The sequence below is a fragment of the Yokenella regensburgei ATCC 49455 genome (assembly GCF_000735455.1).
In the GTDB taxonomy this organism is placed as follows: Bacteria; Pseudomonadota; Gammaproteobacteria; order Enterobacterales; family Enterobacteriaceae; genus Yokenella; species Yokenella regensburgei.
The window spans coordinates 104985-130958 of the sequence record NZ_JMPS01000010.1 but is presented as its reverse complement, the minus strand read 5'-3'; the positions used below and the strand labels follow the sequence as shown (position 1 = coordinate 130958).

Below are 25974 nucleotides of genomic sequence, written 5' to 3'. Positions count from 1 at the left end.
TTCCACCACGTCGATAAACCCATGCTAAAAATTCTCAGGGGATGTTTTCTATGTCTACGCCTTCAGCGCGTACCGGCGGCTCACTCGACGCCTGGTTTAATATTTCTGCCCGTGGCAGCTCCGTTCGTCAGGAGATTGTCGCTGGTTTAACGACCTTCCTGGCAATGGTCTATTCCGTTGTTGTTGTACCCGGCATGCTGGGTAAAGCAGGCTTTTCGCCTTCCGCTGTGTTTGTGGCAACCTGCCTGGTCGCGGGCGTTGGCTCCGTAGTAATGGGGCTGTGGGCTAACCTGCCGCTGGCGATTGGCTGCGCGATTTCTCTGACTGCGTTTACGGCATTTAGCCTGGTTCTGGGCCAACAGATCAGTATTCCTGTGGCGCTGGGTGCGGTATTCCTGATGGGGGTACTGTTCACCATCATCTCCGCCACCGGGATCCGTAGCTGGATCCTGCGCAATCTCCCCCAGGGCATTGCGCACGGCACCGGGATTGGTATCGGCCTGTTCCTGCTGCTGATTGCTGCCAACGGCGTGGGTCTGGTTATCAAGAACCCGCTGGACGGTCTGCCGGTCGCGCTTGGTCATTTCGCCAGCTTCCCGGTGGTGATGTCGCTGATTGGCCTCGCGGTGATTATCGGTCTGGAAAAACTCAAAGTACCAGGCGGTATTCTGCTGACCATCATCGGCATCTCGATTGTCGGCCTGATTTTTGACCCTAACGTGCACTTCACCGGCTTCTTTGCCATGCCTTCGCTGAGCGATGAGCACGGGAATTCCCTGATTGGGACTCTCGACATTATGGGCGCACTTAATCCGGTCGTGCTGCCGAGCGTGCTGGCTCTGGTGATGACTGCGGTGTTTGATGCCACCGGTACCATTCGCGCGGTTGCCGGCCAGGCAAATCTGCTGGATAAAGACGGCCAGATCATTAACGGTGGCAAGGCTCTGACCACTGACTCCCTGAGCAGCGTCTTCTCGGCGGTGGTCGGTTCCGCACCGGCAGCGGTGTATATCGAATCAGCCGCCGGGACAGCGGCAGGCGGTAAAACCGGCCTGACGGCGATTACCGTCGGCGTGCTGTTCCTGCTGATCCTGTTCCTGTCGCCGCTCTCTAACCTGGTGCCTGCATACGCCACCGCACCGGCGCTGATGTACGTTGGTCTGCTGATGCTGAGCAACGTGGCGAAAATCGACTTCGGCGATTTTGTTGATGCCATGTCCGGGCTGATTACCGCCGTGTTTATCGTCCTCACCTGCAACATCGTTACCGGTATTATGATCGGCTTCGCGACTCTGGTGATTGGCCGCGTGGTTTCCGGTGAATGGCGTAAGCTGAACATCGGCACCGTGGTGATTGCGCTGGCGCTGGTGGTGTTCTACGCGGGCGGCTGGGCAATTTAATTGCGCTTGCTGTCAGACAAGGGGTGGCTTCGGCCGCCCTTTTTGTTTTTAGGGCACATCCTGTTTCCTTTACGTTGCCGAACGTGTTTTATTATCAAAGATGGACCTCCCGGTTCGGTATAAGAAAACATCGCAAACAGGGATAGCATGGAAATTTTCTTCACAATACTCATCATGACCCTCGTGGTCTCACTATCGGGGGTAGTAACACGCGTTCTGCCCTTCCAGCTGCCACTTCCTCTCATGCAGATTGCCATCGGGGCACTGCTGGCGTGGCCCACCTTCGGACTTCACGTCGAGTTCGATCCTGAACTCTTCCTGGTACTGTTTATTCCACCGCTGCTGTTCGCCGACGGCTGGAAAACGCCGACCCGCGAATTTCTTGAGCACGGGCGAGAGATCCTCGGCCTCGCGCTGGCGCTGGTGCTGGTGACGGTGGTCGGGATTGGCTTCCTTATCTACTGGGCGGTGCCGGGTATTCCTCTCATACCAGCGTTCGCCCTGGCGGCGGTGCTGTCACCAACCGATGCCGTGGCGCTTTCCGGTATCGTGGGAGAAGGGCGAATTCCGAAGAAAATCATGGGTATTTTGCAGGGCGAAGCGTTGATGAACGACGCTTCCGGCCTGGTATCGTTGAAATTTGCGGTTGCCGTAGTGATGGGCACCATGGTGTTCACCATCGGCGGTGCGACGGTCGAGTTTTTCAAAGTGGCGATAGGCGGTATTTTCGCAGGCTTTGTGGTCAGCTGGTTGTACGGGCGCTCGCTGCGCTTCCTCAGCCGTTGGGGGGGAGATGAACCTGCCACTCAAATTGTTCTGCTGTTCCTGCTGCCGTTTGCGTCTTACCTGATTGCCGAACATATCGGTTTCTCCGGCATTCTGGCCGCGGTTGCTGCGGGGATGACCATCACTCGTTCCGGGGTGATGCGCACGGCACCGCTGGCGATGCGTCTGCGTGCGAACAGCACCTGGGCGATGCTGGAGTTCGTGTTTAACGGCATGGTGTTCCTGCTGTTGGGCCTGCAGTTGCCGGGCATTATGGAGTCTTCGCTGGTGGCTGCTGAGGCCGATCCTAACGTCGAAACCTGGATGCTGTTTGCCGATATCATCATCATCTATGTCGCGCTGATGCTGGTGCGCTTTGGCTGGCTGTGGACCATGCAGCGCTTCAGCCAGCGCTTCCTCAAGAAGAAGCCGATGGAGTTTGGCTCCTGGTCAACCCGTGAACTGCTGATTGCAACGTTTGCCGGGGTGCGTGGGGCGATTACGCTTGCCGGTGTGCTTTCCATCCCGCTGCTGCTGCCGAGTGGCGAGGTCTTCCCGGCGCGTTACGAACTGATTTTCCTTGCCGCAGGCGTGATCCTGTTCTCGCTGTTTGTCGGGGTGGTGATGCTGCCTATTCTGCTACAGCACATTGAGTCGGCTGACCATAGCCAGCAGCACAAGGAAGAGCGGCTGGCACGGGCGGCGACGGCGGAAGTGGCGATTGTCGCTATTCAGAAGATGGAAGAGCGCCTGGCAACGGATACCGAGGAAAACATTGATAATCAGCTGCTCACCGAGGTGAGCTCGCGGGTGATTGGTAACCTGCGCCGACGCGCCGACGGGCGTAATGACGTTGAGACTTCGATGCAGGAAGAGAGCCTTGAGCGTCGCTTCCGCCTGGCGGCCCTGCGTTCCGAGCGCGGTGAGCTGTATCACCTGCGTGCCACCCGGCAGATTAGCAATGAGACGCTGCAAAAACTGCTGCACGATCTCGACCTGCTGGAAGCGCTGCTGATAGAAGATCAGTAATGCATGTTCCCCTCTCCCCCAGGAGAGGGGAAGTCAGGCTGCCGGGGTCCAGAACCCCTTGCAGCAGGTGAGCCACGCCTGCGCGCTATGCGACAGGTACACGCCTTCCCGCCAGGTTAACCCCAGCTCCCAACGCAAATCACTCTCAAGCGGGATCCAGCGCAACGTGTTTTTATCCAGTCGTTCACAGATAGGCTGCGGCAGAATTGCGACGCCAACGCCTGCCTGTACCATGGCGGCCAGAAAATCCCACTGTCCGCTGCGCACCGCAATACGCGGCTTGAGGTGATGGCGGTTGAACATTTGCATCAGCTGGCGGCTAAGAGAAAACTCTTCGTTGTAGATAAGCAGCGGATGGGCGGCCAGCAGCTCCGGCGAAACAGAATCAATCTTCATCCAGTCACCGGTGCGCGGTACCAGCACGCACAACGGATGGTTGAAGAGCGGGAGCGTTGAAAGCCCGCTCTCTTCGTCTACCGGCAGGGCGGTGACGGCGATATCGAGCTCACCGTTGACCACCGCCTGCTGGACCGTTAAGCCGCCGAATTCAGAGACCTTCAGCTCAATGCCCGGATAACGTTGGCGAAACAGGCTGATGGGCCCGGCCATCATCATCCCGACCATCGGTGGGATCCCGAGGCGTAACAGACCCTTATGCAGGTGATTAATATCGCTGAGCTCTGATTCCAGCTGGCGGAATTCGCCGAGAATAGCTAATCCCCGTTCGAAAACCACCCGTCCGGTATCGGTTAACAATAGTTTGCGTCCATCGCGAATGAGCAATGTGCAGTTCAGTTCATCTTCGAGATTTTTCAGCATCTTGCTGATGGTGGGTTGCGTGACGAACAGCTTCTCCGCCGCGCGGGTGAAACTCTGTTGACGGACCACTTCGACAAAATAGCGTAGCGTTCTTATGTCCATGACTATTCCCTGGAACTATACCTGTAATGATTTTAATTCATTTCAGTCATCGACGCGTGCTCTCTATACTGAGCATCTTCATTTTTTGCAGGAACTCCTTTCATGGCTGTGGCCTCAGGACGCATTGCGCCGCGGGTTTTACAACAACTCCAGGTGCCGGTACAGGTTGTACTGTATGCCGGTTTATTTGTTTTCGCAGAGTATGTGGTGAGCTGGCTGCATCTTCCTCTGCCGCCTAACCTGGTGGGGATGGTCATGCTGCTGGCGCTGATTGCCTGCCGGGTTATCCCGCTCAACTGGGTCAGGGCCGGGGCGCGCTGGCTATTGGCTGAAATGCTGCTGTTTTTTGTGCCGGCGGTGGTGGCGGTGGTCAATTATGCGCAATTGCTGATGGTGGATGGCTGGCGTATTTTCCTGGTGATTGCATTAAGCACCTGTCTGGTACTGGCGGCGACGGCCTGGGTGGTGGATAAAGTATACCGCTATGAGATGCGCAGGATGAGCCATGACTAATTTTCAACTGAGCGTGCTGTGCCTGGTTATCACCCTTGGGCTCTACTTTGCCAATAAACGACTGTACCGCCGCTTTCGCAAACTGCCGCTGATGCCGCTGGTGTTAACGCCCATCCTGCTGGTGCTGTTACTGGTGTTTGGCCACATCTCATACCAGAACTACATGGGCGAGGCCCATTGGCTGCTGTGGCTGCTGGGTCCCGCGACGATTGCTTTCGCGGTGCCGGTGTACGATAACCTGGCGCTGATTAAGCGCCACTGGATGTCGCTTTCTGCAGGCGTAGTGACGGCCACGCTGGTTGCCGTCACCAGCTCTGTCTGGCTGGCGCGCCTGTTCACGTTGCCGGAAGAGATCCAGCGTAGCCTGGCGGTGCGTTCGGTCACCACACCGTTTGCGCTCGCGGCGGCAAAACCGCTGGGCGGCCAGCCGGATCTGGTGGCGCTGTTCGTGGTGGTCACGGGGGTATTCGGCATGGCGATTGGCGACATGCTGTTTCTGCGTATGTCGATTCGCGAGGGCATGGCGAAAGGGGCCGGATTTGGCGCTGCTTCACACGGGGCAGGGACGGCACGCTCTTATGAACTTGGGCAACAGGAAGGCGTTGTGGCAAGTCTGGTGATGATGCTTTCTGGCGTGGTGACGGTGCTGGTAGCCCCCCTGGTTGGCTTGCTGATGTTCTGAAACCCCGGCCGTCTGGCCGGGGAGTCATGTGGCTAGTGCGCGCGGCCCTGCGCGATACCAATACCGGTTTGTGAACGAATAAACTGTGCGCGGAACTGCTCGCGTTCGCGAACGCCTTCCGCCGAGTTGTCGGTGGTGGAGAAGAACCAGATCCCGATAAAGGCAATGGCGATGGAGAACAGCGCCGGATATTCATAAGGGAAAATCGCTTTCTCGTGGCCAAGGATCTGCACCCAGATGGTCGGGCCAAGGATCATCAGCACTACGGCGGTGAGTAACCCCAGCCAGCCGCCAATCATCGCCCCACGGGTGGTCAGCTTCGACCAGTACATCGACAGCAGGATAATCGGGAAGTTACAGCTGGCGGCGATAGAGAACGCCAGACCTACCATGAAGGCAATGTTCTGTTTCTCAAACAAAATCCCCAACAAAATCGCGACCACGCCCAGGATCAGCACGGTGATTTTTGACACCTTCAGCTCCTGACGTTCGGTGGCGTTTTTACGGAAAACGTTGGCGTACAGATCATGAGAAACCGCTGAGGCACCCGCGAGGGTTAAACCGGCAACCACAGCCAGAATAGTGGCAAAGGCTACCGCAGAGATAAAGCCGAGGAACAGGTTGCCGCCGACCGCATCCGCCAGGTGAACCGCCGCCATGTTGTTGCCGCCGATAAGTGCGCCTGCCGCATCTTTAAACGCCGGGTTAGCGCCAACCAGCATGATCGCGCCAAAGCCGATGATGAAGGTCAGGATGTAGAAGTACCCCATAAAGCCGGTGGCGTAGAATACGCTCTTACGCGCTTCACGGGCGTCGCTGACGGTGAAGAAGCGCATCAGAATATGCGGCAGGCCAGCGGTACCAAACATCAGGCCAAGCCCGAGTGACAGCGCGGAGATAGGGTCTTTCACCAGTCCGCCAGGGCTCATGATTGCTGCCCCTTTCGGGTGCACCGCCATCGCTTCAGCAAACAGATTATTGAAGCTGAATCCGACATGTTTCATCACCATAAAGGCCATGAAGCTTGCGCCAAACAGCAGCAGGACGGCTTTGATGATTTGTACCCAGGTGGTGGCAAGCATGCCGCCAAACAGCACATACATCACCATCAGCACGCCAACCAGGACCACGGCAACGTGGTAGTTGAGGCCAAACAGCAGCTCAATCAGCTTACCAGCACCCACCATCTGGGCAATCAGGTACAGCGCGACCACCACCAGTGACCCGCAGGCGGCAAGCACACGAATTGGCCCCTGTTTCAGGCGAGAAGAGGCGACATCGGCAAAGGTAAAGCGCCCGAGGTTGCGCAGACGTTCGGCAATCAGGAACAGGATGATTGGCCAGCCGACGAGGAAACCGAGGGAGTAGATAAGTCCGTCGTAGCCGGAGGTGTAAACCAGCGCAGAGATCCCAAGGAACGAGGCTGCAGACATAAAGTCACCGGCAATCGCCAGCCCGTTCTGGAAACCGGTAATGTTGCCGCCAGCGGTGTAGTAATCGCTGCGTGAACGCACCCGGCGGGAAGCCCAGTAAGTGATGTAAAGCGTCAGTAAGACGAAGATCAGGAACATGATAATCGCCTGCCAGTTGGTCGGCTGGCGCTGCACCTCGCCGGTAATGGCGTCGGCAGCGTTTGCCGCAAAAGGCAGCGTGGCGGCAAGCGCCGTCAGGACTTTCTTCATGATGCTTTCACCTCGCGCAGAACCGCTTTATTAAGCCTGTCGAACTCGCCGTTGGCCCGCCAGACGTAGACACCGGTCAGGAGGAACGAAATAATAATTACCCCGATACCGATAGGGATCCCGCGCGTGACGCTGGTTCCTGCGTGTAGCGGAGTGCCGAGCCATCCGGGGGCGAAAGCAATCAGCAGAATAAAGCCGACGTAAATCACTAACATGATGAGCGACAAAATAGCGGCAAACCGTTGCCTTTTTTCCACAAGCTCCCTGAATTGCGCACTGTTTTCTATCTGCTGACAAATTTCTTCATTCATCACAGAGTCTCCAGAGGTAAGGTCGGGTGGGTTTGTTTTTATTTCCCTCTCCCGTGAGGGAGAGGGTTAGGGTGAGGGGGTTACGATGGCATGGTGATGGACTGCTTCTCTTCGAGCAGTTTTTCCACAACACCTGGATCGGCGAGCGTTGAAGTATCGCCGAGGTTACTGGTATCACCGGCGGCGATCTTGCGCAGAATACGGCGCATGATTTTGCCGGAGCGGGTTTTCGGCAGCGAATCGGTCCAGTGTAGCACGTCCGGCGTTGCCAGCGGGCCAATCTCTTTACGCACCCAGTTTCGCACTTCGGTATACAGCTCCGGAGTCGGTTCTTCGCCGTGGTTTAGCGTCACGTAGGCGTAAATTGCCTGACCTTTGATGTTGTGTGGAATACCGACCACGGCGGCTTCGGCAATTTTCGGATGCGATACCAGCGCAGATTCAATTTCGGCGGTACCCAGACGGTGACCAGACACGTTCAGCACGTCGTCCACGCGTCCGGTGATCCAGTAGTAGCCATCTTCATCACGACGCGCGCCGTCGCCGCTGAAGTACATGTTCTTGAAGGTCGAGAAGTAGGTTTGCTCGAAGCGCTCATGATCGCCAAACAGCGTACGCGCCTGACCCGGCCACGAGTCGGTGATCACCAGGTTACCCTCGGTAGCGCCTTCCAGCGGATGGCCTTCGTTATCAACCAGCGCAGGCTGCACGCCGAAGAACGGGCGGGTGGCCGAACCGGCTTTCAGTTCGATAGCGCCCGGCAGCGGGGTAATCATGAATCCACCGGTCTCGGTCTGCCACCAGGTATCCATCACCGGGCATTTTTCGTTACCGATTTTCTTCCAGTACCACTCCCACGCTTCCGGGTTAATCGGTTCCCCTACGGAGCCCAGAATGCGCAGCGATGAGCGGTTGGTACCGGTAATGGCCTTATCGCCTTCGGCCATCAGGGCACGAATGGCGGTAGGGGCCGTGTAGAGAATGTTGACCTGATGCTTATCCACCACCTGACACATACGCGCCGGGGTCGGCCAGTTTGGCACGCCTTCAAACATCAGGGTAATAGCGCCGCAGGCCAGCGGCCCGTACAGCAGATAGCTGTGTCCGGTGACCCAGCCGACGTCGGCGGTACACCAGTACACTTCACCTGGATGGTAATCAAACACATATTTGAACGTGCTGGCCGCATAGACCAGGTACCCGCCGGTGGTATGCAGCACGCCTTTCGGTTTGCCGGTTGAGCCGGAGGTGTAGAGGATAAACAGCGGATCTTCGGCGTTCATTGCCACCGGTTCATGTTTATCGCTGGCGTTCGCCGTGAGATCGCTCCACCACAGATCGCGACCGTCTTTCCAGTCAATCTTGCCGCCGGTACGCTTCAGAACCACTACGTGCTCTACGCTCTTCACGTTAGGGTTTTTCAGCGCATCGTCGACGTTCTTTTTCAGCGGGATGTTGCGCCCGGCACGCACGCCTTCATCTGCGGTGATAACCAGACGTGAACTGGAATCAATGATTCGGCCAGCAACGGCTTCTGGTGAGAATCCGCCAAAGATAACCGAGTGAATGGCGCCGATACGGGCACAGGCCAGCATAGCGACCGCGGCTTCTGGCACCATTGGCATGTAGATAGCGACAACATCACCTTTTTTCACCCCCAGATCCAGCAGGACGTTGGCAAAACGGCATACATCGCGGTGCAATTCGCGATAGGTGATGTTTTTGCTCTGGGAGGCGTCATCGCCTTCCCAGATGATAGCGGTTTGATCGCCGCGCTCGGCCAGATGTCTGTCGAGGCAGTTGGCAGACAGATTCAGCGTACCGTCTTCATACCATTTGATAGAGACATTGCCGGGGGCAAACGAGGTGTTCTTGACCTTTGTGTACGGGGTCATCCAGTCGAGGATCTTGCCCTGTTCACCCCAGAAGGTATCCGGGTCGGTCACTGACTGCTGGTACTTCGCCTTGTACTGTTCCGGGTTAATCAGGCAGCTTTCCGCAATGTTTGCGGGAATAGAGTGTTTGTGTATTTGGCTCATGGCTTTTTTTCTCCTTTTAACTTGTTAATGATATGTCAAATAAAAGTTAACTGCAGGAGCGCTGACAGCTTTGTTTACTATTTGGGCGACAGATCACGCATTACTGGAACTGTATGAATATTCGTCAAATGAATCTTTGAAGTGAAATAATTACTTATTTGAATTTATAGAAATAGTGAGTTTAAAAAGTTTTTTATAACAAATGCTTATGCAATCTAAATAGTAAAAACCAGCGATATTATGCGTAAAAGTAGATAAAAGCCCCATTCTGAAAGGCTTGCGCAGCATGCCATGCAAGTGGTACTGATACTGCGCGTGAAAAAAACTCACTAACAAACGCAACACAATTCATACCCCTTTCAGCAGATGCCATTCCTTCCTGGAATGACGTCTCTCATTGAGGAAGTCTGTAGTCATGAAAAAACGAAAGTCAGCCTGGCCTGGCAAATTTTGCTGGCCCTGATTCTGGGGATCCTGCTCGGAAGCTACCTGCATTATCAAAGCGACAGCCGCGAATGGCTGATTGCTAATCTACTCTCTCCGGCAGGGGATATCTTCATCCACCTGATCAAAATGATTGTCGTGCCGATCGTGATTTCGACCCTGGTGGTCGGTATTGCTGGCGTCGGTGATGCGAAATCGCTGGGGCGCATTGGTGCCAAGACCATCATCTATTTTGAAATCATCACCACCGTTGCCATCATTCTGGGGATTACGCTGGCGAACGTGTTCCAGCCAGGCTCAGGTATTGATATGTCGCAGCTGGCGGTGGCGGATATTTCGAAGTATCAGAACACCACGGCGGAAGTTCAGAGCCACGCGCATGGCCTGATGGGGACTATCCTGTCTCTGGTGCCGACCAACATCGTTTCGTCGATGGCGAAAGGCGAAATGCTGCCGATCATCTTCTTCTCGGTGCTGTTTGGCCTTGGGCTGTCATCCTTGCCTGCAACCCATCGTGAACCGCTGGTAACCGTATTCCGCTCTATCTCCGAAACCATGTTCAAAGTGACTCACATGGTGATGCGCTATGCGCCGGTAGGGGTGTTTGCGCTGATTTCGGTGACGGTGGCGAACTTCGGTTTTGCCTCGCTGTGGCCGCTCGCTAAGCTGGTTATCCTGGTATATGTCGCCATCCTGTTCTTTGCGCTGGTGGTGCTGGGACTGGTAGCGAAAATGTGCGGGCTCAGCATCTGGATCCTTATCCGTATCCTGAAAGATGAGCTGATTCTGGCCTACTCAACGGCGAGTTCCGAAAGCGTGCTGCCGCGTATTATTGAGAAGATGGAAGCCTATGGTGCGCCGGCATCGATCACCAGCTTCGTGGTGCCGACCGGTTACTCCTTCAACCTGGATGGTTCGACGCTGTATCAGAGTATTGCGGCAATCTTTATCGCTCAGCTGTACGGTATTGAGCTGTCGCTCGGCCAGGAAATTATCCTCGTGCTAACGCTGATGGTGACCTCTAAAGGGATTGCTGGCGTACCGGGTGTTTCCTTCGTGGTGCTGCTGGCGACGCTTGGGAGCGTGGGTATTCCGCTGGAAGGCCTGGCATTTATCGCCGGTGTCGACCGTATCCTCGACATGGCGCGTACCGCATTGAACGTGGTCGGTAATGCGCTGGCGGTGCTGGTTATCGCGAAGTGGGAACACAAATTTGACCGTAAAAAAGCGCTGGCGTATGAGCGTGAAGTATTAGGTCATTTTGATAAGAAGGCGAATCCGTAACGCCGAAGCCGGGAGTGCTTAACACACACCCGGCTTTATTTTTGCTGAGTGCTTACTCGTTGCTGAGTCTGTCAAACTCTTCGCACCCGGTATCAAACCCCTCCATACAGCTCAGGTTCAGCCACTGCAGTGCCTTCTGTTTGTTCTGACTGATAAAGCCTTTGTCACCCTGCAGGAACATCATTCCCGCCCAGTATTCGGCATAACCCGTTCTGGAAAGCGCAGAGCTGCGTTTAAAATAGAAGGTCGCTTTCTCCTCGTCTTCCGGGATCGTATCGCCGTTGGCGTAGATAAGACCAAGCAGCATCTGGGCATCTACCGCGGCATCGCTTTCCACGTCTTCGGCAACACTTTCCAGTAACGCAATGGCTCGTGGGTAATCCGGCGTTCCGGCCTGATGGTTGACCAGCGTCCTTGCGAGCACGACGTCACCGACCTTACTGCCCGCACGGCTGGCCTGTTCCGCCAGCGACTTTGCTTCACGGTAATCGCTGCGCAGCGCCATCTGCGCGAGCAGGGCGACGGCGTCAGCGCTGCCGTTTTGTGCTGCTTTTTCAGCCCAGTAATGGGCTTTTTCTTCGTTGCCGGAGCTGAACCAGGTATCGGCCAGCAGATACTGGGCGCGGCTGTCTCCGGCTTCTGCCTGCTGTTCGAACTGGCTACCAATGCTGTCTGCGTAAGTCGGTAAAGTAAATAAAAGAAGTAATAATGAGAAATATTTCATTTTTGGTTTTCGTCAATGTACCTGTGGCGCAGTATAAAGGGGCGGCAGAAAAATAAAATGGGCGCGTTAAGACCTCTGACTCCCTGCAAGCCAGGCGGGTTTCCCCGCCTGATGGGCTAGCCGTTCTGACAAGCTAATTTAGCCGCCACCTCCTGATGTCCACTCCTTATTCTTAATTCGCAAAGCTTCCCACGATTAATTAAGGTGAATATCAGAACCGTCAGGCATACAATTAAAAGAATACCTAACAAATATTTAAATGGCGTCATGCCTTTTACTCCTTGCGTTACGTGAAGTAAGAGGCTACCCTCATCCTGCTAGGGATACTGTTGAGGGTAGCCTCGGGTTAATGGAAACATTGCCCGAGGCTTATTACTTTCTGTCCCTCACCAATGCTCAAGACAGAAAGCCTTAAGCACCCGGCAGAAATAGTATCTTTATTTTTATCAAAGAGAAGATGTAATTTATTTTATGATAAATTACATGAAATATGGAATGGCGTTCGCAGAAATTAAAATATAAAAGAGGTGAATAATTCCACCTCTTTTATTTACTTCAATGATAAATATATTATCCCATCGCGCTGGCGCGCAGGCGGGATTTCAATTTAGTATATTCATCAATCACATATTGCTCGGCGGCGCGCTGATCGGCGATCGGCTCGACGCGGACGGCGCAATACTTATACTCCGGCGTTTTGGTAATTGGGCTCAGGTTCTCCGTTACCAGTTCGTTACATGCGCCAATCCACCACTGATAGGTCATGTAAACCGCGCCTTTGTTCGGACGATCGCTAACCTGCGCGCGGGTAATCACCCTACCTTTACGCGAGTTCACCCACACCAGTGACTCATCCGCAATACCCAGTCTGGCGGCATCAGCGGTGTTAATCTGAGCGTAGCCAGGCTCATCGGCAAGTGCTGCGAGTGCCGCGCAGTTCCCGGTCATTGAACGACAAGAGTAGTGGCCAACTTCACGCACCGTAGAGAGCACCATCGGATACTCATCCGTGAGCTTGTCGATAGGTGCCACCCAGTCGCAGGTGAAGAATTTCGCGAGCCCGTTATCGGTATCAAACTTCTCTTCAAACAGGTAGCTGGTACCCTGATCGGTGTCAGACTCATCGGTGCATGGCCACTGGATGTAGCCAAGCTCTCCCATTTTCTCGTACGTCGCTCCGTAGAAACTCGGGCACAGATGCCGCAACTCATCCCAGATTTCCTGAGTGTTGTTGTAGTGCATCGGGTAACCCATGCGGGTGGCTATCTCACTGATGATTTGCCAGTCCGTTTTCAGATCCCACTGCGGCTCTACGGCTTTGAAGAAGCGCTGGAAACCGCGATCGGCTGCGGTATAAACGCCCTCATGCTCGCCCCAGGAGGTGGATGGCAGAATAACGTCGGCCGCCGCTGCGGTTTTCGTCATAAAGATATCCTGGACGATAACCAGCTCGAGATCTTCAAACCCTTTGCGCACGGCAGAAAGCTCTGCATCCGTCTGCAGCGGATCTTCGCCCATGATATAGGCTGCACGCACTTCGCCATGCGCCGCACGGTGCGGCAGCTCGCTGATGCGATAACCGGTGTGGGCCGGTAAGCTTTCCACACCCCAGGCTTTGGCGAATTTCTCGCGGTTTTTTTCTTCTTTGACGTACTGATAACCTGGATAGGTATCCGGCAACGCGCCCATATCACAGGCACCCTGAACGTTGTTCTGCCCACGCACCGGGTTTACCCCGACGCTTGGTTTGCCGAGATTACCGGTCAGGATAGCGAGGCTCGTCAGTGAACGAACGGTTTCAACACCCTGGTAGAACTGGGTAACGCCCATGCCCCACAGAATGGCAGCCGATTTCGCCGAAGCGTACATGCGCGCGCACTGGCGAATTTCCTGTGCGCTAACGCCGGTGATGGCTTCAACGGATTCTGGCGTATAGCCTTCGACAATCTTGCGATACTCTTCAAAACCCTCCGCCCGTGAGGCGATAAAGGCTTTATCGTGCAGGTTCTCCTCGATGATGACATGCCCAAGAGCGTTCAACAGCGCGATGTTCGAACCGTTTTTGAGCGCAATGTGCATATCGGCGATGCGCGCAGTTTCAATTTTGCGTGGATCGCAGACGATAATCTTCGCCCCATTGCGTTTGGCGTTAATCACGTGATTCGCCACAATAGGGTGTGAATCTGCCGGGTTGTACCCGAAGATAAACACGAGATCGGTATTATCAATCTCTGTGATGGCATTACTCATGGCGCCATTACCGACCGACTGGTGCAGACCTGCAACCGAAGGGCCGTGTCAGACGCGAGCGCAGCAGTCGACGTTATTCGTACCAATAACGGCGCGCGCAAATTTTTGCATCACATAGTTGGTTTCGTTACCCGTTCCGCGTGAAGAGCCTGTCGTCTGAATCGAATCCGGGCCATATTTTTCTTTGATGGCGCTCAGGCGGCTGGCGACATAATCCAGCGCTTCGTTCCAGGAGACGGACTCCAGTTTGCCGCCACGCTCGCGGCGAATCATCGGGGTTTTCAGACGGGGGGTGAGGATCTGCGTATCGTTGATGAAATCCCAACCGTAGTAGCCTTTCAGGCACAACGTCCCCTGGTTGGTTTTCCCTTGCGCAGCCTCAGCCTTGACGATTTTGCCGTTGTCGACCACCAGGTTGATTTTGCATCCTGAGGCGCAATACGGGCAAACCGTGACGACTTTTTTCATCGGTCTCGCTCCAGTTAATCAATTCTTGCTCACCACTGAGTTATGCATCTTCTATGCCATAGTTAAATTGTGGGCATTTCATGATCTTGCGCAGACCTGGCGGATAATTGACTGACGAAAAGGAGACCATCGTCAGATTTGACGTGTCGAACGGCAGAGAAAGGAGGTTCTCACAATGATAATATCAATTGATAAAGTGATAATGGCGCCCCCGGCATATTTGAGATTCGTCCACTACCCGCCGAATTCCGCCTTGATTACCGTAACGCCAGCTCCCTGATGAGATGGGTTTTATGAAACGTTACGCTTGCGCTTTACTCTTCTGCACCATGTCACTGACAAGCTCGCTTGCTCAGGCGGACCTCATTGATGATGCCATCAGCAATATTCAGCAGGCGGTGAACGATGCCTATAACCCGGGGAGCGACCGTTCATACAATGACGACGACGGGCGCTATGACAACAGCCGTCAGCAGCGTGACGATCGGAGTCGACAGTACGACGATCGCAGTCGGCAGCTCGAAGATCGTCGCCGCCAGCTCGATGAACGCCAGCGTCAGTTAGATCAGGATCGGCGGCAGCTTGAGGACGATCGCCGCAGGCTCGACGACGAGTACGATCGCTAGTCCAGCACGATCTCCATGCCGTCATAACCCGCTTCGATCCCCGGAGGCAGCGGATTGTGCATCATCCAGACGTCAAGCTGGTGACTGATGTGCGTCAGCACCATTCGCGGGCAGCCCAGACTCTCGTTTATTGCCAGTACCGCGTTGAGATCGTTATGGTTGCGCGGTGTTTCGGCCTTCGGCGGGTGACTACAGTCGATGATGATAATATCTGGCGCGTTGTTGCGTAAAAACGTCAGCGTTTTATCGGGAAGTCCGGCGGTATCGGCAAGCCACGCCGCGCGGCTGCGTGCGGTCTCCAGCAAATAGCCAAAACAGAGCTTTGAGTGATTAAGCGGTAGCGGCGTTACGCGAAGCCCCTGGAGTTCGAACATCACGAAAGGCGCAAGGGTATGGCTGAAATCGAGAAGCCCCGGGTGTTTGAAAAGGTCATCACAGCCCTGTTCGTCCGGCGGGCCATACACCGGAATTTTTGCGCCAACGCCCCAGCGCAGGGGAAACAGCCCCTGCACGTGATCCATATGATAATGCGTGAGCAGAAACTGCCGAAAACTGCCCGCGGGCCAGCTCTCCATGATGTCCGGTAGACCGGCGTCGAGCAGGGTCACCGCGCCGTTGTAACGTACCATCGCGCTGCAGGGGCGGCGGCGAAAACGGGGATGCCTGCGGGCGCGGTGGCAGGCCGCGCAGTCGCAGCCGAACGCCGGAACCAGCTGCGCACCGCCGGAGCCGGTTAACTGGATGGTGAGGCTCATTACCCCTCCTGTAGGGTCTTTTTAAAGCGATAATGGCTCTGCAGGTAACCTTCACGCAGATAAAATCGATGCGCCTCGGTACGTCCTTTGCCGCTGGAAAGCTCCATACCTTCCGCGCCGTGAGCTCGCGCCTCGGCTTCTGCCCAGTGCAGCAGCCGTTGGCCGATATTCAGACCACGTTGCTTCGGCAAAACCACCAGTTCCTGGATCTCGCCAATCCAGTGGCTGTGATGGAGCTGAAACTGTAGCTGCATGCCGATAAGGCCCACCACCTCACTATCGACTTCAGCCACCTGATAGTGCAGGGTCGGGTTGAGCAGATTCGCCGCAAATCCTGCCGCAAAGGCGTCGCGTGGGTACTGCACCTGTTTGAGCTCGCTTATCAGGTGATACACGGCAGGGGTATCTTCCGGGGTGGCTGGACGCAGTTTACAAACAGGCATGAGGGCTCTCTTTTGACAACACAGGCTGACGGATCAGCGCCAGAAAAGTATCTACTGACTGTATCAGACTTCCGTCGTTATTCAGCGTCTGACAACCTTCGGGCTGGTAACGTGCTGCGCGTGCCAGTCGCTGGGTGATTTCCGTCTGTGTCTCACGGCCGCGCGTTTCAAGGCGCTGGCGGAGGATCTCTGGCGTCACCTGCAGACACACCGGCAGTAGCGAGGCACCATAACGCGCTTTCGCCTGCGGCAAATGCGCCCGTGACCCGTTGACCACCACGTCGAAACCCGCGTGTAGCCAGACGTCCACCTCTACGCCGACGCCGTAGTAAAAGCCGTTGGCGTGCCAGCTCAGGGCGAATAGCTGCTGCGCGGCACGGGTGAAGAACTCCTGCTCGCTAAGGGCGACATGGTTCTCGCTCCCGGCGTTCCACGGGCGGGTAATGTAGCGATGAGCCACCAGAATGCGCGGATGTTCAAAGACGCGCAGCGCCTCCAGCAGGCTGTCTTTTCCGGAACCGGAGGCCCCGACTAACCACACCAGCTTTCCCGTCATCAGAATACCCTCCGGCCCTGACGCCAGACATGGTCGATATGAATATGTTCGCCTTTGCGATGAGCCAGCACCAGATCCGCGCGCTTACCTTCGGCAATTACGCCGCGGTCGTGCAGATTCAGCGCCCGCGCCGGGTTTTTTGTCACAAGATGAATCGCCTGCGGCAGGGTGAAGGTGTTGCGTTCGTCGTCCGCGACCCGGAACGCCGCATCGAGCAGGCTCGCCGGGTAGTAATCGGAGGAGAGAATATCCAGCAGGCCAACTGCCGCCAGCGAGCTTGCTGCCACATTTCCGGAGTGGGAGCCGCCGCGAACGATGTTTGGTGCGCCCATCAGTACGTTCATACCGTGCAGGCGTGATGACTCAGCGGCAGCAAACGTGGTAGGAAACTCGGCGATCACGCTGCCAAGCTGATGTGATTCGACGACATGTTCGTGAGTGGCATCATCGTGGCTCGCCAGCGCAATGTTACGCGCCCGGCAGTGGGCAGCAATGGCCATACGGTTGGGCTGCGACCACTGTGCGGCGAGCTGGAGCTGCTCTTCTTCGTAGCGCGCCATCTCATCGTCGCTGAGGGAGTATTTGCCCTGGTAATATTCACGATACTTCTCGATATTGGCGAACTGACGCTGACCCGGGGAGTGATCCATCAGGGATACCAGCGAAACCGGCTCGCGGCCTACCAATTTTTCAAACAGCGGAAGCGTGGTGTGATGCGGTAATTCGCAGCGCAAATGCAAGCGATGTTCGGCGCGGTTTAAGCCGCGTTTTTGCGTCTCTTCGACGGCGTTAATCATCTTTTCCAGATTTTCCAGCCGATCGCCGCCGTCACGGACGTCGCCAATGGCAACGGCGTCCAGTACGGTGGTGATGCCGCTCGCCACCATCAGCGCATCGTGGCTGCTCATGGCGGAATGCGCCGGCCAGTCCACCTTTGGCCGTGGGGTAAAGAATTTATCCAGGTTATCGGTATGCAGTTCGATAAGCCCCGGCAGCAGCCAGCCGCCTTCGCCATCCATCGCTTCCGGCTGGCGGCTCTGGCTTTCGGCAAAGGCGCGGATCACGCCATCGGCGATCTCGACCGAACCGGCCACCACTTCATCGTCGAGTACCAGTTTTACATTATTGATAATCATGGTGTTGTTCCCATCGGATGGAGACGGTCGGCCACGCGGTTTCGTACGGTTTCATCGTGGAAAATACCCACGATTGCCGCCCCGCGCGATTTTGCTTCGTCGATAAGCCCAACGACGGCGGCACTGTTTTTTTCATCCAGCGAGGCGGTCGGTTCATCGAGCAGCAGAATGGGGTACTCCACGATGAACCCGCGGGCGATATTCACTCGCTGTTGTTCACCGCCGGAGAAGGTTGACGGTGCCAGGTGCCACAGGCGTTCCGGCACGTTGAGGCGCGTCAGCAGGCTGGCAGCCCGGGCGGCGCAGGTATCACGCGGCACGCCGAGACTGAGCAGCGGTTGCATCACCACGTCGAGGGCCGAAATACGGGGGATCACCCGTAAGAACTGACTCACCCAGCCGATGGTGGATTTACGCACTTCTACGACTTTTCGTGCCGGGGCGCTGACCAGGTCTACCCACTCGTCGCCGTGTTTGATGTGAATATGCCCTTCGTCGGGCAAATAGTTGGCGTACAGCGAGCGCAGCAGGGTTGATTTCCCGCTGCCGGAGTGGCCGTGCAGTACCACGCATTCGCCCGCGTTAACGGCGAGCGACGTGTTATCAAGTACCGGCAAGCGAATGCCGTTTTGCTGGTGGAGTACAAAGGTCTTACTCACGTTTTCTACGCGGATCATGTTGGCCTCTTAATTCTGCAATACCGATGACACCAGCAGCTGGGTATAGGGATGATGCGGATCGTCGAGCACGCGGTCGGTTAATCCACTTTCCACCACCTGGCTCTCTTTCATCACCATCAGGCGGTCAGCCAGCAGACGGGCGACGCCAAGATCGTGGGTGACAATCACCACCGCCAGGTTCAGTTCGCTAACCAGCCCGCGCAGCAGGTCCAGCAGGCGAGCCTGTACCGAGACATCAAGACCGCCGGTTGGCTCGTCCATAAAAACCAGTTTCGGCTGGGTGACGAGGTTACGGGCTATCTGCAAACGCTGTTGCATCCCGCCAGAGAAGGTGGTGGGCAGGTCATCGATGCGTGAAGCAGGGATCTCGACATCTTCCAGCCACTGCTGTGCGGTGGCGCGAATGTTGCCGTAGTGGCGCGCCCCGGTGGCCATCAGTCTTTCGCCGATATTTCCTCCGGCTGAGACCTGACGGCGCAGCCCGTCCAGCGGGTGCTGATGCACTACACCCCATTCGGTACGCAGCAGACGGCGGCGCTCTGCTTCGCTCATGGCGTATAAAGACTGCGCCTGGTACACCACCTCACCCTGCTGCGGTGCAAGACGGGCGGAAATCGATTTCAGCAACGTGGTTTTCCCTGAGCCGGATTCACCGACGATCCCCAGCACTTCGCCCGGCCACAGTTCGAACGAGACGTCGCTGAAGCCTTTACTCGGGGCGTAAAGATGGGTCAGATGATTCACGGAAAGCAGCGGTTGAGTCATTGGTCTAACGCCTCGCGTTGTTGGCGGCAGTAGTCGGTGTCGGAGCAGACAAACATCCGTTTGCCGCTGTCATCCAGCACCACTTCATCGAGATAGCTGTGGCGTGAGCCGCAGATGGCGCAGGGCTCGTCCCAGGTCTGAACGCTGAAGGGGTGGTCATCGAAATCGAGGCTCTCCACGCGGGTAAACGGCGGCACCGCGTAAATACGCTTCTCGCGCCCGGCGCCAAACAGCTGCAGGGCGGGCATCATATCCATCTTCGGGTTATCAAATTTCGGGATGGGCGAAGGATCCATAACGTAGCGATCGTTCACCTTTACCGGATAGGCGTAGGTGGTAGCGATATGGCCGAAGCGGGCGATGTCTTCGTACAGCTTCACCTGTATTACGCCGTACTCTTCCAGCGCATGCATCGTGCGGGTTTCGGTTTCGCGCGGTTCGATAAAGCGCAGCGGCTCCGGAATGGGCACCTGGTAGATAAGGATCTGATCTTCCGTCAGCGGCGTTTCCGGGATCCGGTGACGGGTCTGAACGATCGTCGCGTCTTCCGTGCGTTCAGTGGTATTCACCCCGGTCACGCGGGTGAAGAACTGGCGGATCGAGACGGCGTTTGTCGTGTCGTCTGCGCCCTGATCGATAACCTTCAGCACATCATGTTCGCCGATCACGCTGGCGGTAAGCTGGATCCCACCGGTGCCCCAGCCGTAGGGCATCGGCATTTCGCGTCCGCCGAACGGAACCTGATAACCGGGGATCGCCACCGCTTTGAGAATGGCGCGGCGAATCATACGTTTGGTTTGCTCATCAAGATAAGCAAAGTTGTAGCCCGTCAGCGGATTAGCCACGACGATCCTCCCGTTGCAGACGTTTCAGCAGTTCCAGTTCAGCCTGGAAATCCACGTAGTGCGGAAGCTTGAGGTGCGAGACAAACCCGGCGGCTTCCACGTTATCGGCATGTGCGAGCACAAACTCTTCGTCCTGCGCCGGGCCGGTGAGGTACTCATCGTAGTCCGGCGCCTGCAGCGAGCGGTCAACCAGCGCCATCGCCATGGCTTTTCGCTCGCTCATGCCGAAGGTGAGGCCGTAGCCGCGGGTGAAGTGCGGTGGCTCCGCTTCAGGGGCAACAAAACCGTTGACCATTTCACACTCGGTCATGAGCAGTTCGCCGACGTTCACCGCAAAACCCAGCTCTTCTGGCACAATCTCCACCTCGATATAACCACTGCGGATCTCAGCGGCAAACGGATGATTGCGGCCATAGCCGCGCTGAGTGGAGTAGGCAAGCGCCAGCAGGTAGCCTTCGTCTCCGCGCATCAACTGCTGCAGCCTGGAGGCGCGTGAACAGGGATACACCGGCGGTGTACGGGTGATGTCATCCGGCACGGCGCCGCTGTCGGTTTCCTTTTTCGCGAGTCCCTGCTGCGCCAGCAGGCTGAATACGTGCGGGGCAGACTCTTGTTCCGGGGAGACCGGGGCCGGGGCGGGCGTTTCACCGTTAGCCAGCAGGGTAAAATCGAGCAGGCGATGGGTGTAGTCGTAGGTTGGTCCGAGCAGCTGGCCGCCGGGAATATCTTTATAGACGGCGGAGATGCGGCGTTCGAGGCGCATCTCCGCGCTGTTTAACGGCTCGCTGACCGCCAGTTTCGCAAGCGTCGTGCGGTAGGCACGCAGTAAAAAGATCGCCTCTACGTTATCGCCACTGGCCTGTTTCAGCGCCAGCGCCGCCAGCTCGCGATCGGCGATACCGCCTTCGGTCATCACCCGGTCGACGGCGAGATTCAACTGCTGCTCTATCTGCGCGACCGTAAGCTCCGCAATGGCGTCATCTCCACGGCGTCGTTGTTCCTGTAAGAGATGGGCGGCGGCAATTGCCTTCTCGCCCCCTTTGACGGCGACATACATCAGCACACCTCAACATGGGTAGTCCGCGGGATAGCCAGCAGGCGCTCGCCGCAGGTGAGGATCAGATCCACACCGAGCGGGAAGGGGTGCGGACGTTCGGTCAGTTCGTGAAGCAGGCATTCGGGCAGCTGCGGGGCAATCATGCGTTCTTCGGCAATGCCGGCACCGGTGAGGCGCAGCATGCGTCCACCGCTGAGCGCCGGGATCTGCACTATCAGCGTGGCGCTGGTTTCCGGGGCGACGGCGCTGCCGCTGCAAAGTGCGTCCAGCTGCTCGGCGCTGAGGCTACCGTCGGCGACGGCGAACACCGCCTGCTGCGGTTGGCTCACCAGCGGTGCGTTGGTGTGAAAACGGAGGTTCTGGCCCGCGATATCGTTGCTCATAGCGGCAGAGAGCCACACTGGCGTGTCGTTATCGGCGAGGGTTAACAGGACGCTGGTGGTGGCCAGATTGAGCGGCTGCCAGCCATGTTTGAGCTGATGCAGCGAGACAATCACGCCGGGTTCGCTCATCGCTTTCAGCAGGCGACGAAAACTGTGTTGGGCATCCTGCACCGGAAGGACAAAAGCGGTTTGTAGGGTCATGCGTTATCTCCGCGAACCAGAGTAAAGAAGTCGACCCGGCTGGCGTTAACCTCGGCACGGCGAGCGGCAATCTGCGCGTCGCGTTGCGCTTCCAGCGGGCAAATAAGGGTTTCCATCAGGGTCTGAAAATGGTGCGGTGCCTGGAGCAGCGCATCGATGACCGCACAGCGTTCGGCGTGGGGTTTATCGCGCCCAAGCACCCAGCTATAGCCGAGCGTGCCGTCGTTAAGGCGTACCACCGCGCGGGTCAGGGTTGCGTCACCGGCAAAAAAACGATCGCCGGTGCCGCCCATGCGCGCCTGTAGCTGGACTAACCCCGTTTCTGCCGGACGAATGAGGGAATATTCCGGTGCCAGTTTCAGGGACTGCATTCGGCTCTCAAGTACTGCAGGCTCGCTGTGGGCGAGGGCGGAGAGCCAGCGCTGACGGGTTTCGGTGTTGATTTTCATTCAGTGCTCCATGGTGAATTCAATCATGTCCGCGCGGGTCAGGCTGACGGAGTACTCCGCCGCGCTCTCCTCGCCATCACGATGATTCAGGGTGCGCACGCACAGCAGCGGCGCCATGTTAGGAATTTCCAGCACCCGGCTCTCTTTGGCCTGCGCGCGGCGGGCGCTGATGCGTGTCTGGGTACGAGTGAGCGAGACGCCGAGGCGTTCACGCAGAAAATCATGCAGCGAACCGTGGCTAAAATTCTGTAACTCCGGCCAGAAGCGCATATCGGCAAAGTAGTGATCGATAAGGCACAGTGCGATACCGTTGACCCGGCGTAGCGTACGTAGATGAATGATATTGGCGCCTTCCTCCACGCCCAGCGCCTCCGCCACATGGCTCGACGCCGGGCGCAGTACCGAGAGCAGCTTTTCGCTGGTAGGGTGACTGCCCTGATCGAGCAGGTTCTGGCTGAAGCGAGCCTGAGCATTAAGCGGATAATCAAACGGGCGCATCAGCACCAGCACGCCAACGCCCTGGCGGCGCTGTACCCAGCCTTTTTCCACCAGCTGATCGATAGCGCGCCGCAGGGTGTGGCGGTTGACGGCAAAGCGCGCCGCGAGCTGATGTTCAGCGGGCAACCAGTCGCCGCAGCGGTAGTGGCTCCGCAGCTCCTGCTCGAGCCTGGCGGCAATTTCCTGGTAGCGGGTCGGATAACTGGTCGGATGTCTGGACAAGTGCATAGCCATCAAAGCCTCGTTAATCAGATGAAGTGCTTACGCAGACGTTGGGAAAGAAAGTCCAGCAGGCTGACGGTGATGATGATGACCACCATCAGGGCGCAGGTTTGCGGGAACTGGAAGCCGCGGATCGCCTCCCACAGCGTCACCCCGATACCCCCCGCGCCGACCATGCCGACGACGGTGGCGGAGCGCACGTTGGATTCAAAGCGGTACAGCGAGTAGGAGATAAGCAACGGCATCACCTGCGGCAACACGCCGTAGAGGATCTCTTCAATTTTGTTGGCACCGGTGGCGCGGATGCCTTCAACCGGCCCGGGCTCGATAGCTTCCACCGCCTCGGAGAGCAGTTTCGACAGCACGCCGGTGGTGTGAATGAACAGGGCCAGAACTCCGGCAAATGGGCCAAGCCCTACCGCCACGACGAACAGCATGGCGAAAACCATTTCGTTGATGGCGCGACAGGCGTCCATCAGGCGACGCATCGGCTGGTAGATCCACCATGGCACCAGGTTGTCGGCACACATCAGGCCAAACGGAATTGACAGAACGACGGCAAGCGCCGTCCCCCAGACGGCAATCTGCAGCGTGACTGCCATTTCGCTGAGGTAGTACTGCCACTGGCTGAAATCAGGAGGAAAGAAATCGGCGGCGAAGGTGGCCATGTTGCCGGAGTCTTTGAACAAGGTCAGCGGCGCCATTTCTGCGCCCTGCCAGGAGACAATCAGTACTGCCAGCAGAACGGCCCAGCACACCTGCGAGAACCAACTGCGTTTAGGGGGAGGAACGGTGATGGTTTGCATGTTGCTTCCTTAATCTTTTCTTCCTCTCCCTGTGGGAGAGGGCATCAGCGTGTGCATATTCCCCTCTCCCTCAGGGGAGAGGGGAATAAAATCATTGCACCGCTTTATTCACCGAGCTCATGGCACCCAGCGCGGCGGTCAGGCGATCGAGGTCGTCCAGCTGCGCCTGAAGCGTTGACACCTGGCTGGTTTTCTCCTGCTCGTTCAGACCTTTGTTGTCCTTCACGCCCTGCATCTGTTTAAACAGCGCCAGCTGGCGAATCGGCACCAGCTGCAGGTCGCTTGATGGACGGAATGGGGCCCATCCCAGGCGAGCGAGAACTTCTTTCTGCTCCGGCGTTTTGCCGTAGTTCATGAAGAAGTCGTACACCTTGTCCTTGGTGGTTTCGGAGAGGTTTTTACGCCACACGATCGGGTCGCCCGGGATCAGCGGTGACTTCCAGATAACCTTCAGTTCTTTCAGCTTGTCTGGTGCAGAAGTCTTCAGTTTGTCGAGGTTTTCGGTGTTGTTGGTCGCCACATCCACCTGTTTGTTAGCCACCGCAAGGGCGTTGGTTTCGTGGTTGGCGTTAACGGTGCGTTTGAATTCAGTCGGGGAGGCGTTGTTTTTCGCGAAGACGTAATAACCGGGAACGAGGAAACCAGAGGTGGAGTTCGGATCGCCGTTACCGAAGGTCAGCTCTTTGCGCTTCGCCAGCAGATCGTTCAGGTTATTGATGGGGCTGTCTTTATTGACGATAAGCACGCTCCAGTAGCCCGGAGAACCGTCAGCCGCCACCGTCTGTGCGAAGACCTGGCCGTTGGCGCGATCGACGGCTTCCATTGCCGACAGGTTGCCGTACCAGGCGATGTCGACTTTGTTAAAGCGCATCCCCTGGATGATACCGGCGTAGTCTGGTGCGAAGAAGGCGTTAACCTTCATGCCGAGGGACTTCTCCATATCCTTCAGGAACGGGTCCCACTGTGGTTTGAGGTTCTGCTGTGATTCTGTCGAAATAATGCCAAAATTCAGCGACTTTTCCTGCTCGTCCGCGTGGGCCGGGCTTAACAGAGTGCTGATGCTGAACATGCTGGTGAACGCCAGCGCGGCAACCGTCTTATAACTCATTTCCAGTCCTCGGTATGGGTAACGTCATTAAGCGGCCTGTGCGTTCTCATCGACGCGGTTCAGGCTGCGATAGAGATGGTCGAATCTTTCGTTATCAAACAACTGGCTACTGCCGTCATAGAACACGTGACCCTGACGCAGGGCGACGATGCGCTCGCAGTAGCGCAGGGCGTAATCCACCTGGTGCAGAGTGACGACGACCGTGATGCCGTCTTTCTGATTAATATCGCGCAGGGTGTCCATCACGATGCGCGCCGATTCCGGGTCAAGCGAGGCGATAGGCTCGTCGGCAAGAATGACTTTGGCCTGCTGCATCAGGGCGCGGGCAATCGCCACCCGCTGCTGTTGCCCACCGGACAGGGTGGACACACGCTGATGAGCCATATGCGCCATGCCAACGCGGGTTAAAGCCTGCAGGGCTTGCTGTTTTTGCGCGGTACTGAACCAGTTGAAGCAGGTGCGCCAGAACGGCGTGCTACCGAGCGCGCCAATCAGCACGTTCTCAAGCACGCTCAGTCGGTTCACCAGATTGAACTGCTGGAAGATGCAGCCGGTGTGAGCACGGCTTTTGCGGATATCGCGTGCCAGGCGGCCCGCTTTCTGTACCGTACGGCCGAGCAGCTCAACGTGGCTGTCCGGGGTCTTATCACCGACGATAAGACCACTTAAGTGGCGTAAGAGGGTGGATTTGCCAGAGCCAGATGGCCCAAGCAGAGCGACCATCTCACCGGAATTTATTGTGAGATCAACGCGGTGAAGCGCCTGATGCTGCTGGAAAGTCTTACTCAGTTTCTCAACACGAATCATCGTTTGCATGATGCGGCCTCCATAAAAAGTGGCCCCATCCTGGCGGATTAGTGTGACATTTTGGTTAAGTGATGGTTACTGAGAGATGAAGAGTTCACGAGGCTAAGTGACGGGCCACGTTCGGG

The 25974-nt window shown here is 56.7% G+C and carries 27 protein-coding genes; 6 read left to right on the top strand and 21 right to left on the bottom strand.

The genetic code is table 11. The features are described 5' to 3' along the window. Positions 1–50: 50 nt before the first annotated feature. Positions 51–1400 (top strand): NCS2 family permease, encoded by a 1350-nt coding sequence (locus GYRE_RS02715; RefSeq protein WP_038252789.1) that lies wholly within the window; start codon positions 51–53, stop codon positions 1398–1400. A gap of 147 nt (positions 1401–1547) precedes the next feature. Next, positions 1548–3194, top strand: coding sequence for a Na+/H+ antiporter (locus tag GYRE_RS02710; RefSeq protein WP_006816715.1), 1647 nt, complete (start codon positions 1548–1550; stop codon positions 3192–3194). A gap of 33 nt (positions 3195–3227) precedes the next feature. Here GYRE_RS02710 and GYRE_RS02705 read toward each other — a convergent pair whose 3' ends face one another. Further along, a complete protein-coding gene (locus GYRE_RS02705) occupies positions 3228–4115 on the bottom strand; it encodes a LysR family transcriptional regulator (protein WP_006816716.1) in 888 nt (295 codons plus the stop codon). A 102-nt stretch (positions 4116–4217) separates the two neighbouring features. Here GYRE_RS02705 and GYRE_RS02700 point away from each other — a divergent pair, with 102 nt between their 5' ends. Both GYRE_RS02700 and GYRE_RS02695 read left to right on the top strand, forming a co-directional pair. Continuing rightward, positions 4218–4628, top strand: a complete 411-nt coding sequence (locus GYRE_RS02700; protein WP_006816717.1) for a CidA/LrgA family protein — start codon at positions 4218–4220, stop codon at positions 4626–4628. Beyond that, on the top strand, positions 4621–5310 hold the full coding sequence (locus GYRE_RS02695) for an LrgB family protein (RefSeq protein WP_038252787.1): 690 nt from the start codon (positions 4621–4623) through the stop codon (positions 5308–5310). The genes GYRE_RS02700 and GYRE_RS02695 overlap by 8 nt, the downstream gene beginning before the upstream one ends. Positions 5311–5342: 32 nt before the next feature. Here the strand turns inward: GYRE_RS02695 and actP are convergent, their stop codons facing one another. From actP to acs, 3 genes are all read right to left on the bottom strand, one after another. Continuing rightward, positions 5343–6992 carry a cation/acetate symporter ActP gene (gene actP, locus GYRE_RS02690; RefSeq protein ID WP_038252785.1) on the bottom strand — a complete coding sequence of 550 codons (1650 nt, stop codon included), beginning with the start codon at positions 6990–6992 and terminating at the stop codon, positions 5343–5345. Next, on the bottom strand, positions 6989–7303 hold the full coding sequence (locus GYRE_RS02685; RefSeq protein WP_006816720.1) for a DUF485 domain-containing protein: 315 nt from the start codon (positions 7301–7303) through the stop codon (positions 6989–6991). The genes actP and GYRE_RS02685 overlap by 4 nt, the downstream gene beginning before the upstream one ends. Before the next feature lie 80 nt (positions 7304–7383). Beyond that, on the bottom strand, positions 7384–9342 hold the full coding sequence (gene acs, locus GYRE_RS02680) for an acetate--CoA ligase (protein WP_038252782.1): 1959 nt from the start codon (positions 9340–9342) through the stop codon (positions 7384–7386). A 384-nt stretch (positions 9343–9726) separates the two neighbouring features. On the opposite strand from acs, the gene gltP reads away from it, so the two are divergent. Continuing rightward, positions 9727–11070: a glutamate/aspartate:proton symporter GltP gene (gene gltP / locus GYRE_RS02675; RefSeq protein ID WP_038252780.1), complete on the top strand. Its 1344-nt coding sequence runs from the start codon at positions 9727–9729 to the stop codon at positions 11068–11070. A gap of 52 nt (positions 11071–11122) precedes the next feature. Here the strand turns inward: gltP and GYRE_RS02670 are convergent, their stop codons facing one another. The 3 genes from GYRE_RS02670 to fdhF form a co-directional block, all read right to left on the bottom strand. Beyond that, positions 11123–11794 carry a tetratricopeptide repeat protein gene (locus tag GYRE_RS02670; RefSeq protein ID WP_006816724.1) on the bottom strand — a complete coding sequence of 224 codons (672 nt, stop codon included), beginning with the start codon at positions 11792–11794 and terminating at the stop codon, positions 11123–11125. 116 nt (positions 11795–11910) lie between these two features. Then, positions 11911–12063 (bottom strand): Hok/Gef family protein, encoded by a 153-nt coding sequence (locus GYRE_RS23380; protein ID WP_072009028.1) that lies wholly within the window; start codon positions 12061–12063, stop codon positions 11911–11913. Between the two features lie 301 nt (positions 12064–12364). Beyond that, a complete protein-coding gene (gene fdhF / locus GYRE_RS02665) occupies positions 12365–14512 on the bottom strand; it encodes a formate dehydrogenase subunit alpha (protein ID WP_081874617.1) in 2148 nt (715 codons plus the stop codon). Between the two features lie 293 nt (positions 14513–14805). Between fdhF and yjdP the strand changes: the two genes are divergently transcribed. Next, complete coding sequence (yjdP, locus tag GYRE_RS02655; RefSeq protein ID WP_038252775.1) at positions 14806–15138, top strand: DDRRRQL repeat protein YjdP; 333 nt, start codon at positions 14806–14808, stop codon at positions 15136–15138. Here the strand turns inward: yjdP and phnP are convergent. From phnP to phnC, 14 genes are all read right to left on the bottom strand, one after another. Then, the gene (gene phnP / locus GYRE_RS02650; protein ID WP_038252773.1) at positions 15135–15893 is read right to left on the bottom strand and encodes a phosphonate metabolism protein PhnP; all 759 of its coding nucleotides are present in this window, start codon (positions 15891–15893) and stop codon (positions 15135–15137) included. The two genes, yjdP and phnP, sit on opposite strands and share 4 nt — an antisense overlap. After that, complete coding sequence (gene phnO / locus GYRE_RS02645) at positions 15893–16336, bottom strand: aminoalkylphosphonate N-acetyltransferase (protein ID WP_038252771.1); 444 nt, start codon at positions 16334–16336, stop codon at positions 15893–15895. Before phnO ends, phnP begins: the two co-directional genes overlap by 1 nt. Then, positions 16323–16892, bottom strand: a complete 570-nt coding sequence (phnN, locus tag GYRE_RS02640) for a ribose 1,5-bisphosphokinase (protein WP_038252768.1) — start codon at positions 16890–16892, stop codon at positions 16323–16325. Before phnN ends, phnO begins: the two co-directional genes overlap by 14 nt. Continuing rightward, on the bottom strand, positions 16892–18028 hold the full coding sequence (gene phnM, locus GYRE_RS02635) for an alpha-D-ribose 1-methylphosphonate 5-triphosphate diphosphatase (RefSeq protein ID WP_006816731.1): 1137 nt from the start codon (positions 18026–18028) through the stop codon (positions 16892–16894). Before phnM ends, phnN begins: the two co-directional genes overlap by 1 nt. Next, positions 18025–18705, bottom strand: coding sequence for a phosphonate C-P lyase system protein PhnL (gene phnL / locus GYRE_RS02630; protein ID WP_038252766.1), 681 nt, complete (start codon positions 18703–18705; stop codon positions 18025–18027). The genes phnM and phnL overlap by 4 nt, the downstream gene beginning before the upstream one ends. A 9-nt stretch (positions 18706–18714) precedes the next feature. Further along, positions 18715–19473: a phosphonate C-P lyase system protein PhnK gene (phnK, locus tag GYRE_RS02625; RefSeq protein WP_038252763.1), complete on the bottom strand. Its 759-nt coding sequence runs from the start codon at positions 19471–19473 to the stop codon at positions 18715–18717. After that, positions 19470–20318 carry an alpha-D-ribose 1-methylphosphonate 5-phosphate C-P-lyase PhnJ gene (locus GYRE_RS02620; protein ID WP_038252761.1) on the bottom strand — a complete coding sequence of 283 codons (849 nt, stop codon included), beginning with the start codon at positions 20316–20318 and terminating at the stop codon, positions 19470–19472. Before GYRE_RS02620 ends, phnK begins: the two co-directional genes overlap by 4 nt. Continuing rightward, positions 20311–21375 (bottom strand): carbon-phosphorus lyase complex subunit, encoded by a 1065-nt coding sequence (locus tag GYRE_RS02615; RefSeq protein ID WP_038252759.1) that lies wholly within the window; start codon positions 21373–21375, stop codon positions 20311–20313. Before GYRE_RS02615 ends, GYRE_RS02620 begins: the two co-directional genes overlap by 8 nt. Continuing rightward, entirely contained in the window at positions 21375–21959 is a 585-nt protein-coding gene (phnH, locus tag GYRE_RS02610; protein WP_006816736.1) for a phosphonate C-P lyase system protein PhnH, read from the bottom strand. The genes GYRE_RS02615 and phnH overlap by 1 nt, the downstream gene beginning before the upstream one ends. Then, on the bottom strand, positions 21956–22408 hold the full coding sequence (phnG, locus tag GYRE_RS02605; RefSeq protein ID WP_006816737.1) for a phosphonate C-P lyase system protein PhnG: 453 nt from the start codon (positions 22406–22408) through the stop codon (positions 21956–21958). The genes phnH and phnG overlap by 4 nt, the downstream gene beginning before the upstream one ends. Further along, positions 22409–23134 (bottom strand): phosphonate metabolism transcriptional regulator PhnF, encoded by a 726-nt coding sequence (gene phnF, locus GYRE_RS02600; RefSeq protein WP_038252874.1) that lies wholly within the window; start codon positions 23132–23134, stop codon positions 22409–22411. Between the two features lie 20 nt (positions 23135–23154). Next, positions 23155–23934, bottom strand: a complete 780-nt coding sequence (gene phnE, locus GYRE_RS02595) for a phosphonate ABC transporter, permease protein PhnE (RefSeq protein WP_006816739.1) — start codon at positions 23932–23934, stop codon at positions 23155–23157. Between the two features lie 91 nt (positions 23935–24025). Next, complete coding sequence (gene phnD, locus GYRE_RS02590; RefSeq protein WP_006816740.1) at positions 24026–25042, bottom strand: phosphonate ABC transporter substrate-binding protein; 1017 nt, start codon at positions 25040–25042, stop codon at positions 24026–24028. 27 nt (positions 25043–25069) lie between these two features. Next, the gene (gene phnC / locus GYRE_RS02585; RefSeq protein WP_038252757.1) at positions 25070–25858 is read right to left on the bottom strand and encodes a phosphonate ABC transporter ATP-binding protein; all 789 of its coding nucleotides are present in this window, start codon (positions 25856–25858) and stop codon (positions 25070–25072) included. Positions 25859–25974 lie beyond the last annotated feature (116 nt).